Here is a 10,944-nt window from a genome sequence, read left to right as displayed (position 1 = left end):
TCCAGATGATTTTCCCGGTTCTGATGATATCTGGGTGAAATAATTGACACTCCCACGGCCAAAGCGCGTGGGATTCTTGCTTAATGGAGCCGTGCCGCAACTGCTGGCGCGGTCTTACAGGCTCTCCCCAAGTGTTTTGCGTCTCCGTATGCCCTACGGCGACGTGTCCAGAAGATGCAGGGCCTGGTTTTCGCCGCACAGAGGGGCTCTGGGTTATCGCACCTGTTCGTTCTTGCACCTTCACACACAGCGTTTTGCCCTCAGGACACTCTGCTCTTGGAACCCGTGGAACTCTGTTTTTCAAAGCTGGCTTGCTTCGCATCCGGAGCCTGGCGTTCTGCACTCTGCACCATTGAGGCCGAATAAGTTGTGCTCCCCCAAGACCCCCTTCCAGACTCTACATGCTGGAATTTTTACTTTTGATCAGCCTACGACCTGTGACTACCCAGTAAAGTCGCAATTCCGGGTTATTGGTTCTCGAGGCCTCTGGGGATTTTGCTAACAGTGGAGGGCCTGGTTTCTTTAGCCATCAAGGCCCAGCCCAGGCCAATCAAGATCCAGTGTGGAATGGCCACCTGAGGGCTTTCCAGGTATACATCGGTTGCTCCATTGATAAGGTTGGCGATGGTACACACGAAAATAGCCATCAACAACGTGCGCGCGGCATAGCTGTAGTGCTTGCGGGTCAGACTCCAGGCCACCGCCAAAAGAAAAGCGATATAGGTGAGGAGCCAGGCAATTGAAATAACCCAGCCCCCTCGAGCCAGAATTCCCATAAAGGCATTGTGGGGGTTGCGCAACACGTTCAGCGTATCGGCCTCAACGGTCTGGAAACCATAATGGTCGGCCAGATTTATACCCCAGCCGAGGCCCATAAAGTAGTACTCGTTGGCCACAGCCTCGTTCCAGATGGCCGTCCACCAGGCCGAGCGCCAGTTGGCATTCTGGGTGGTGGTGCTGTCGAGCTGTGCAGCCTGGTCGGGCTCGAGAAAAAATAGCACGTTGGCAGCGAGTTGGTTGATGCTGATCTCCCGGTAGCCCATGCTGATCCGCACATCGAATATCGCCAGCATGCTGACCGCTGCAAATACCACCACAATCAGCCACAAACTGCGAAGCTTAAAGGGCCCTTGCAGGACAAAACCTAACACATAAGCCGCCAGGGATGAGCGGCTGCGTGCAGCGGCGAATGCTACCAGCACTAGAATCCAGGCTATAAAAGCCGGTGGCAGATAGCCCCGCACCCACATCACGGTAAAAAATAGTAGCGGAATAATGGCATCGGTAGGCTTGTAGGTCAGGATCGGCACGGTGGTCTGGGGGAAGTGCGGCAAGAAATCTACCAGAAAAATAAATCCTGCAATCGAGATACTCATGCCCAACAATACCGCCCAGGCCATTTTCGACATTAACCGTGCTAGTGTGAGGTCATCCAGCAGTGCCAGCAGCTTTCGGGCGGCAAAATAGGCCAAAAAACCATAAATCCCGTAGTAGAGTGTGGCGAAGCTACGAATTACTTCCAGCGGCGGCTGTTCAAAAAACCAAACCGAATAGATGATCTGGCCCAGACCAAGCAGGAAAACAAACACAAACAGCCAGGCTGAAAGCTGATGTGGGAACCGAAATCCACCCGACCAAACCACCAGTGCCAATCCAGTTAGCATGGCGGCTTCGCCAATCAAAAGCGGATAGTAGCCGATATAGCCAAAGGCCCGGCTAAAGGCCCAGTACCCGGCCACCAACACCAGCAGCAACCCACCCAAAAGCACTGAGGGGCGCACAACCCACTTGCTCGAGCCCTTGATCAGCATCTAACAAATCTCCTCTGGATAGATCGAAGGATCTGGCTCACAACGAGTACGAGGCCAACACACAATTTGGTGTGGGACAACCGGTGGACGGTTTGAATTGCGCTGCACACTTCATTCTGGAGTCTCCGTAGCCTATCCATTTCTGGCCGATAAAACAGTTAAATACCCACCAAAACTCATCTGAATAACTATATAGCCTGCTTTGGGTAGTTTAGGTTTGCAGCGGTTACGCCCAACGTTACAAGCCGTATATTCAGTATGAACCATCGGTTCTTTCAGCGCGTAGGAAGCCTTTTTACTAATGGGTTTTCCGAACTTGTCAGTATTCGTCTATATAGCTGCACCATTCGCTCTGCCCGAACCGACTGGCTATTGGACTTGACGTATTCCCACCCTCCATTGCCCATGTCGTGCCTTAGCTCGGGGTTGGCATGGAGCTTTCGGATTCCCTCGGCTAGTTGCAGAACCACTTCGTCGGGCGTCGTTACAGGAACCTTAAACGTAGCAACATCGGGCAGCTGATAACCCACTCCCTGGTGGCCCAGGGTCAGGACGGGCAACCCCTGGGCCATAGCCTCGAGGGTCACGTTACCAAAGGTATCCTGCAAGCTGGTGAAGACAAAAACATCCGATTCGAGGTACAGATCTCGCATTTGATGCCAACTCACCATCCCCAAGAACTTTACCGTGTCGCCCAAATTCAACTTGGCCGCCTGGGCCTCCCAAAGCCCCCGAAGCGGCCCATCCCCCGCTACCAGTACCCGCAGGGGCAAATCTCGCAGATGCTCGAGGGCTTCCAATAACAGGGGAAGCCCTTTCCTGGGCTCAAAGCGACCCGCCCAAAGCAGGGTCAGGCTTTGCCTGGACTCGCGCCTGGGGAACACCTTGGGAATGTGTTCATCCGCTATACCAATAATGTTGAACATCTCCATCCGACTGGCCCCAGCTAATTGCAATACCTTCACGGTTTCTGGGTTGATGGTCAGGATCAGGGCCGACTGTTGCACTACCTTGCGAATGGCCGGCACCCATGGCAGCAATTTGACCCGCAGGGTTCGCAAAAGTTCACTGCGCCACCCTGCACCAAAATAGCGCCGGAACAGAGCCGGAGCCACCTGACCTCCCCCGACCGGCCCCCACACAAACGGGATCGGTAACCGCCAGAACTGTGGAGCCGAGCTGATAGTTGCCCAGCTCACGTAGTGAACCAGATCAAAGGCTATTTCCCGATGTAACTCTTTAGCTACTTTATAAGCTTCTTGTTGCCAGAAAAGGTAATGCAGGCGCAACTTTCCCAGATGATGGGTATCCCAGGGATTCATCCAACCCGCCAGTTGCACGAAACAAAAATGCAAATTGGGATTGGGGTGTTTAGCCAAAAAATCTTCGATGTTCTGGCGGTACTCAGGATGGGTAATGACCCACACTTCGCAGTGATGCGAGAGCGACCAGGCCCATGACCAGGTGATGGCCTGCTCGGATCCGTGATCTGGGCTGCAGGCAAAGCCTACCAGGAGAATTCGCATTGCCAAGACCCACCCCTACTTACCTTACTAGATTCCCACCCATATAACAGGTTATTTTTCAATTGCTTCCAAGAAAACCCGTCTGAGGCAATTTCAGTCAGGCATACAAGGCTTTGCGGTAGAGAGTACTCGTGAGACAGCCCAGAAAGCGTACTTAACAAAGAGTCCCTCTCCTGCTGGGTGAGGCAATGGGCCAGCGCTCAGCACAGTGCATAGCACTACCTACACGGGGAGTGGAGTTAATAAATGACTGCATTTACCTCGACAACCGCCACAGGCTGGCTGCATTAGCAATTACCTTTCGGTACAGTTCGACATACCGCGTAGCTACTCGCATAGCGGAAAGCTCGGTATTGCAGTAGTGTCTTGCACGTTGTGACCAGAGTTCAAGGGCGGCAGCATCGCTCAAATAATTGCGCACTTGTTGGGCCATTTGCACCGGGCTTCCCCATAAAGGCAGGGCCAGTCCAGCCTCCTCCAGGGTTTGGGTCATCTGCAAACCGCTGCTAATCAGGCAGGGCGTACCTACCGACATGGCTTCCAGTACCGACATTCCAAACCCCTCCCAACGCGAAAGCTGGATATAAGCTTTGGCCTGACATAGCACCTCGAGTTTCCGCGTCCCAAAAACTGGTGCCACGAAACGCACATTGGATGCGGCAGTTTGCTTGAGCCGGTTCAGACAGGGCAGGGTTTTGGCATCTTCGCTCCCATAGAGTGTTACCTGATACTCCGGCAGTTCGTTGGCCAGCGCAATCAGATAATCTATGCCCTTTTGCACTACATCGAAGCGCCCCAGATAAACCAGGGTTTTGCTCTCACCCCCTTGCCACATCACCTCCCGGGTCAGTGGTGGGGCAGGATTGGGAATAACCTGCACAATACCCTTAAAGTCAGGAACAAAGGCTCTTATGTCTGCAGCCTCACCAGGCGTCAGGGCTGTAATGGCCGCCGCCATATAGAGGCGTGGCTTTTCGATGAAGCGTGCATAAGGCCATTTTTTGAGGCGCCCACGCCGTAGCGATTGTGGTGATAACTGCCCGTGGGGGGTGGTTGCAAAAGGAATCCCTCGAGCACGCAGAACCCGGGCTAGCTGGTACTGTTGCGGGATGAAGATGGAGTGCATGTGAACAATATCGGGCTCAAAGCGGGTAAGCGACTCCGCCAGGGTACTGGCATCCCAGCCCATTCTTTTGCCTGGAAGAAACTGATGTTCGAGTCCCACTTGTTTCAGGGCATCATTCCCCGCCGCATTGAGCGGATCGCGGCTCAGGATCTGGACTCGATGGCCCGAGGTAGCCTGGGCCGCAGCAATAGCCCACAGAGTTGTACTAACGCCGTTTACCTCGTCGGGGCCGCTGGTATCGCACACGTGCCAGATCTTCATCACAGCCTACCCTCGGGTAATTTTGCGCCCGTAGCGGTACCAGACCGCCGCAGACAAAACAGTCAACAACACATTGGATGAGACCAGAACCGTGACTGCTCCCTCGACCCCGTTGCGCTCAATCAGGAAGGTACCTACAGATACCATGAAGATTACGGTTATGGCGTATAACACGATAGTCCAGCGTAGTTTTTCCTGTGAACGCAGGGCGGATAAAAACACAATGGAAAGCCCTACCAGCAGGGGAAGCGCACCATACGTTATTAGAAGATGGCTGATGGTTTGGTAGTTGTCACCGTAGAGCAAGCCGAAAATCCAGCCGTGCAGTGTCGCCAGCACCAGCCAGGCTAGTAGTCCGGTAAAGAAAAAAATGGTTGCATAGCGCAACACCACTCGAGTCAGTTCGGCAGTGGTGCGGGCCCTGGCAAAAATCGGAATAAGCAGTGCCCCAAAGGCATTCATGAAGCTGTAAACAGGCAGCACCGTATTTTCGAGCGCCCTCAGGCTACCCACTGCAGCCAGGCCACTGCTATGCGAAAGAATCAAGTAGGGAAAGGCGGTAATCACTACGGCCAGCAAACTAGCGGGCAGGCTCCACTGACCATAGCCCCAGTGGTTGCGCAATACTGTCCTGAACAGCGACAACCACCGCCCCAGACTACTACCGATTTGGGATGGCGGGTCGATTTGCGCATCATCCAGCCCTCTAGAGGACTCGGCTACAAGTCCACGCCCCAAATTGCGTTCCACCCACAACCCCGAGCACAACGCTGAAAAGCCCATCAAGCATAGCGCGGAAAAAGCATTCAGCCACGATAGGTGGTTGAAGAGCAAGGCCGAAGATATGAAGACTGGCATATAGATCAAACCGCCCCTGGCGGCAAGAGCCGGATTAAGGTTGGCATAGCACACCCGCCGCACCAGCATCGTATAGAGCATCAGTGGCATGGCAATCGCCAAGCCCAGATACATTCCGGTAAAGGTCGGATCACTCTGCAAGAAAGCCACCACCAGAATCACCACCGTGGCACTTAACGTGAAAATCCAGTTGAGGTGTACCACAATTTTTTGATAGGTGGCTGGAGCCAGCCGGAAGCGATTGGAAGAGAAAACCATCATTGGCTCGATAATTAGAGGGTTTTGAATCTGGTAGGCAATATTCAGAATCGCCCATCCCAGGGCAAAAGCACCGTAAGAATGAGGTTCGAGCCAGCGGGCCAGCAAAATATTGATCAGGAAATTGGAAGCACCATATAAACCCTGATCCAGCACCGCCCAGGCAAAACGGCTGGGGAAGCGTTCGCGAAGGAAATTGTTAATCCGGAGAATCGGCGCCATTGATGCCTCAGGTCGTCAGAAATTTTGTGAGAGGCATATGCTATTCACTCAACAAAATATCGTGGTTCAACCCCTACTATAGCGTTATCCCGTTCTGTTAGCTTACGGCGAATACGCATAACGCACCCATTGTATTGGGCCAGGAGTCCTGGTTTGTACAAGCTATGTCCAATAGGACGTGATATTTGACAGACCGAAAACATCAATGGTTTATATAATGCTCGGGTATGAATGGTATTCCCCAAATTCCTCACGAACCAGAATTAGATCTTGTTCGTTTGGGCAGAACCCTGAAACGCTCTGTCCTGTGGATTCTGGCTTTTGCAGTACTGCTGAGCCTGGCGACTTTTGTGCTCTCGAGCCTGCAAACACCAGTCTTTCAAGCCAGCGCCCGGCTGTTGGCAGCCCAGAGCAATGTGTTGTCGGGCAGCAACCTCCTGGGCACCGTACCTGCTTCAGCGCTCATTGATGCTGGGGCCTACCGCGAAGCCGCCCTGAGCAACCTGGTGTTGGGGCGCACCTTGCAAGCTGCCGATCTGAGCACCACTCCACGCGACCTCGAGCGTTTTGTCCGCAGTTCACGGGTCCGTACTGTAGAGGGCAGAAATTCCAACGTCATTATCTTGAGTGTTCGCAACGCCGACCCAGAGCGTGCTGCTGAGATTGCTAACATCTGGGCCAGAAGCCTGAGTCAATGGGATGATGAACGGGTACGGGGAAGCTTTGGGAACTTTCGTGAGTCCCTCGAGGCTCAACTTGCTGTCGTTAGCGGTCAGATCAATCAGACCACCAACCGCAGCAACGAAAACCTCACCAGCCTGCAAACCCTGCGGGCAAACCTGTTGCGCGATATTGACCTGATGCGGGCCCTCGAGCGCAGCGCTACCGGCCAGTTGAGCCTGATAGACCGGGCCATCGAACCTTCGCGTGCTGCCAGCCCGCGTCCACTGTTGTACTCGGTAGTGGCCTTTCTTTTAGGGCTGGCATTTGCGGTGGGGCTGGTTCTGCTGCGTGAAGCCAGCGTACGCAGCGTACGCAATGCCGACGAAGCCTTTAGCCTGACCTCGTTGCCTATGCTGGGCGAATTCCCCGATATGCCGGCCAGTGTAGGGCGTACCCTTTCTCCCGAAGTGGCCAGCTACCTCGATATCAATGTGACCCACATGATTGCAGGGGGTAGTCCACGAATTGTCGCCGTCACCAGCCCGGCGGCCCTCGAGGGCAAAAGCAGCGTGGCCATTAGCCTGGCGCGGGCCTCCGCCAAAGCTGGCAAACGCACCCTGCTCATTGACCTCAACAGCCGCAGGCCGGTACTGCATCAGGAGTTTCGCATCACCCAGGGCAGCGACATCGTAAGTACGCTGGTCAACCTGCCCCGCATCCAGCTTCAGCCCACCTTGGTCGAAAACAACCTCTATGTGATCCCCTGCTTGCAGCCGCTCGAGAACCCCTCCCGCCTGCTATCGGAGTTGTTCCGCCCCTTCATCAGTAGCCTCAAGGAGAGCGGCCTGTATGACCTGGTCGTCCTGGACACGCCCCCCGTCCTGACCGTTACCGATACCCTGATCATCGCCCCCTACGTCTCGGGGGTGCTGATGGTGGTGCGCGAAGGCCAGACCGATCGGCGCCAGTTGCGCTCCGCCCTCGAGATCCTCAAGCGGGTCGGCGCCCAGACCCTGGGCCTGGTGATGAACCGGGTCCGTGAAAGCCAGACCCTGCCCAGACCGGACAAAGTATACGAGGGCAAAAGCAAAAGCACCGGCATCTTCAGGCCCGCCACGGTGGAAGAAAAACCGTAGCCTCGGGTCGTCCTCGCGGCCCAGGCCAGACCTGGGCCATTTTTTGCTGCGTTTTTTTGCTAAGTGAAAAATAGTTTTGTTTATTGACAAATGCTTAAAGTATCGCTAGTTTCGTATCACCTCAGGAGGCCCCTTGCATGAAGCCGGTCGCTCGAGAAAGCCATCGCCAGTGCAGGTATCCAGCGAGTAGCGCGAGGACTGGGAGAACGGCATGAATTCCGCCCTGGGCGAACTCGAGCGCCTCTTCCCCCCTGGCCGCTTTCTGGTCAAGCCAGGCCAGCTGGCTCCCTACGAGTCCGATGCCCTCACGGCTTTTCGGGCCAGACCGCTGGCGGTGGTGCTGCCCGAGACCCACGAAGAGGTGGTGCAGGTGGTGCGCTGGTCTGCCCGCCACCAGGTGCCTTTTGTGGCGCGGGGCTCGGGCACCAGTCTTTCAGGGGGTTCTTTGCCGATTGATGGCGGGGTGGTGATTGGCCTCAACCGCATGAACAAACTGCTGCGGCTCGATGTCCTGGAACGCATCGCGGTGGTACAGCCGGGCTTCATCAACCTCCAGGTCTCGAGCATAGCCGCCCCCTACGGCCTCTACTATGCCCCCGACCCCTCCTCACAACCGGTCTCGACCATTGGCGGCAACCTGGCCTTCAACTCCGGCGGGGCCCACTGCCTCAAATACGGCATGACCTCCAACCACGTACTGGCCGCCAGAGTGGTACTGCCCAGTGGCGAGGTGGTGGAACTGGGTAGCCAGAGCCTGGAAAACACCGGCCCGGACTGGCTGGGCTTGTTTGTGGGCAGTGAGGGGCTCATGGGCATCGCTACCGAAGTCACCCTGCGCCTCCTCCCCAGACCCGAGATCTACCACACCGTGCTGGCTGCCTACGACTCGCTGGCAAAAGCGGGTGACGCAGTAGCGGCGGTGGTGGCTTCGGGGCTGCTGCCGGGGGCGATGGAGATCATGGATTCGCTGGCCATCGAAGCGGCAGAGGCGGCGGTCAGGGCTGGGTATCCACTGGAGGCCCGGGCGCTTTTGATTGTGGAACTCGAGGGGGAGGTTCCCCAGGTGGAGGCCGAGGCCCGGCACCTCGAGGCGGTGATTCGCGCTTCGGGGGCCTACGAGGTGCGGGTTGCTCAGAACAGCGACGAGCGCATGAGAATCTGGAAGGGGCGCAAAGCCGCTTTCTCGGCAGTGGGACGCCTCTCGCCAGACTATCTGGTGCAGGACGGGGTGGTTCCCCGTTCGCAACTGGGCAGGGCCCTCTCGGAGATTGAGCAGCTCTCGACCCGGTACGGTCTGCGGGTCGCCAATGTCTTCCATGCCGGGGACGGCAACCTGCACCCCCTGATTCTGTACAACGGGCGTGTTGAAGGGGAGCTGCCCCGCGCCGAGGAACTCGCCGGGGAGATCCTCAAATTGTGCGTGGGTCTGGGCGGCTCCATCACCGGCGAACATGGGGTCGGCATGGAGAAAAAAGCCTATATGACCGAGATGTTCTCCGAGACCGACCTGGCCACCATGCAGCGCCTCCGTCTGGCCCTCGACCCCCTCGAGCTCTCCAACCGGGGCAAGATGTTCCCGGGTGGCCAGGCCCCAGCCCGGGTGCATCAGGGCGCACACCCCCGGGAGAAAGGCGGGGTGATCTCGCGTGAGTAACGATATTAATCCCCTCCCCCCTTGCGGGGGAGGGACAGGGTGGGGGGTCGGGGGCCAAGCCTCCGCACCGCGCAAAGACGCCCATCCTGCTTCTGTTAGCTCAAGCATCTGCCCGGGACTTATATCACCACCTGACCGCCCCAAGCGCCCTACACCATCGGGGGAAGGAGTGTGGACTTTATGACCCTCCGGCCCACCCACGCAGAAGAGGTGCAGGAAGCGGTTCGCAGTCACCGCCGGGTTCTTCCCCGAGGCGGTGGAACCAAACCCTCCCTCTCCACTCCAGGTGAAAACCAGACCGTGCTGGAGATGTCTGGCTTGAGCGGGGTGATCGAGTACAACCCCAGCGAGTACGTCTTCGTCGCCAGAGCCGGAACCAGACTGGCCGAAGTGGAGACCCTGCTGGCCCAAAACGGACAGTACCTGCCCTTCGACCCGCCGTTCGTGGAACAGGGTGCGACCCTGGGGGGCACGGTAGCGGCAGGACTTTCTGGCCCCATGCGCCAGCGCTACGGCGGCGTACGCGATTTTATTCTGGGGGTGCAGTTTGTTGACGGCACGGGCAGCCTGGTACGAGGCGGGGGCAAAGTGGTCAAAAATGCCGCCGGATTCGACCTCCCCAAACTGATGGTGGGTAGCCTGGGGCGGCTGGGCATCCTGACCGAGCTGGCCTTCAAGGTTTTTCCCTTTCCCAGGGCTACCTCCACCCTCAAGGTGGCTTTTCCTACCCTACAAGACACGTTGGAAGCCCTCTACAAGCTGGCGGGTTCGCCCATCGAACTCTATGCACTGGACATCGAACCCCCTTCCACCCTGGTTCTGCGCCTGGGTGGGCTGGCCGAGGCCCTCCCGGCCCGGCTGGAACGTCTGCAGTCCTTTCTGGAAATGAACGGGGAGCTTTTGCAAAGGGAGGCCGAAACCTCGTACTGGCGTGGTCTAAACAATCTGGGCAGCCTGGGGGATGGACTCCTGGTCAAACTGGCCATCACTGCAGATCAGATTCCGGGCCTGGACAAGGCACTGCTCACAACTCCCCGGCGCTACATAAGCGCGGGCAACCTGCTCTATCTGGCCTGGGAGGAACCTCTGGAGGAGCTGGATGCTTTGTTGAAATCACAGGGCCGATCCGGCCTGATTCTAAGTGGCCCTGCGCCTCAGCCCAAAATTGGCCTCGACCTGGAACCGGTCTTCGGTCACAAAGTAACTGCTGCCCTCGACCCACAGGAAAAGTTTGCTGATCTGCAAGTGGGGTCTTAACGGTGGTCACAATGCCAGCAGGGAGTTTATGCAGCACAAGATAGATGTGAAACAACTTGGATCTCAGGGCGAAATCATGGCCCATGCCATCGAGGCCTGCGTGCACTGCGGGTTCTGCCTGCCAGCCTGCCCTACCTATCAGGTCTTGGGGGTGGAGATGGACTCCCCCAGG

8 protein-coding genes are annotated in these 10,944 nt (G+C 56.8%); 4 read left to right on the top strand and 4 right to left on the bottom strand.

The annotated features are described in order from the left end of the window. Positions 1–467: 467 nt before the first annotated feature. From Q0288_RS04260 to Q0288_RS04245, 4 genes are all read right to left on the bottom strand, one after another. Positions 468–1,811, bottom strand: a complete 1,344-nt coding sequence (locus Q0288_RS04260) for an O-antigen ligase family protein (protein ID WP_299427680.1) — start codon at positions 1,809–1,811, stop codon at positions 468–470. Between the two features lie 275 nt (positions 1,812–2,086). Beyond that, on the bottom strand, positions 2,087–3,337 hold the full coding sequence (locus tag Q0288_RS04255) for a glycosyltransferase family 4 protein (RefSeq protein ID WP_299427677.1): 1,251 nt from the start codon (positions 3,335–3,337) through the stop codon (positions 2,087–2,089). Between the two features lie 256 nt (positions 3,338–3,593). After that, positions 3,594–4,724 carry a glycosyltransferase family 4 protein gene (locus tag Q0288_RS04250; RefSeq protein ID WP_299427674.1) on the bottom strand — a complete coding sequence of 377 codons (1,131 nt, stop codon included), beginning with the start codon at positions 4,722–4,724 and terminating at the stop codon, positions 3,594–3,596. Between the two features lie 6 nt (positions 4,725–4,730). Further along, entirely contained in the window at positions 4,731–6,062 is a 1,332-nt protein-coding gene (locus Q0288_RS04245) for a hypothetical protein (RefSeq protein ID WP_299427671.1), read from the bottom strand. A gap of 227 nt (positions 6,063–6,289) precedes the next feature. Here Q0288_RS04245 and Q0288_RS04240 point away from each other — a divergent pair, with 227 nt between their 5' ends. The 4 genes from Q0288_RS04240 to Q0288_RS04225 all read left to right on the top strand — a co-directional run. Next, entirely contained in the window at positions 6,290–7,861 is a 1,572-nt protein-coding gene (locus Q0288_RS04240) for a polysaccharide biosynthesis tyrosine autokinase (protein ID WP_299427668.1), read from the top strand. 211 nt (positions 7,862–8,072) lie between these two features. Further along, complete coding sequence (locus Q0288_RS04235) at positions 8,073–9,515, top strand: FAD-linked oxidase C-terminal domain-containing protein (RefSeq protein ID WP_299427663.1); 1,443 nt, start codon at positions 8,073–8,075, stop codon at positions 9,513–9,515. 180 nt (positions 9,516–9,695) lie between these two features. Next, positions 9,696–10,772 carry an FAD-binding protein gene (locus Q0288_RS04230; RefSeq protein ID WP_299427660.1) on the top strand — a complete coding sequence of 359 codons (1,077 nt, stop codon included), beginning with the start codon at positions 9,696–9,698 and terminating at the stop codon, positions 10,770–10,772. Positions 10,773–10,800: 28 nt separating this feature from the next. Next, positions 10,801–10,944: 4Fe-4S dicluster domain-containing protein (locus tag Q0288_RS04225; protein ID WP_366914726.1), on the top strand; the 144-nt coding region annotated here is incomplete at its 3' end.

The organism is uncultured Meiothermus sp., assembly GCF_937863175.1.
Classification (GTDB): domain Bacteria; phylum Deinococcota; class Deinococci; order Deinococcales; family Thermaceae; genus Meiothermus.
The sequence above is the reverse complement of the archived record's forward strand: the minus strand, read 5'-3'. Positions and strand labels throughout refer to the sequence as shown.

Coding starts and splice junctions, on each gene's coding strand:
- Q0288_RS04260 (WP_299427680.1), bottom strand. CDS start 1,811: ATGCTGATCAAGGGCTCGAGCAAGTGGGTTGTGCGCCCCTCAGTGCTT.
- Q0288_RS04245 (WP_299427671.1), bottom strand. CDS start 6,062: ATGGCGCCGATTCTCCGGATTAACAATTTCCTTCGCGAACGCTTCCCC.
- Q0288_RS04250 (WP_299427674.1), bottom strand. CDS start 4,724: ATGAAGATCTGGCACGTGTGCGATACCAGCGGCCCCGACGAGGTAAAC.
- Q0288_RS04255 (WP_299427677.1), bottom strand. CDS start 3,337: ATGCGAATTCTCCTGGTAGGCTTTGCCTGCAGCCCAGATCACGGATCC.
- Q0288_RS04230 (WP_299427660.1), top strand. CDS start 9,696: ATGACCCTCCGGCCCACCCACGCAGAAGAGGTGCAGGAAGCGGTTCGC.
- Q0288_RS04235 (WP_299427663.1), top strand. CDS start 8,073: ATGAATTCCGCCCTGGGCGAACTCGAGCGCCTCTTCCCCCCTGGCCGC.
- Q0288_RS04240 (WP_299427668.1), top strand. CDS start 6,290: ATGAATGGTATTCCCCAAATTCCTCACGAACCAGAATTAGATCTTGTT.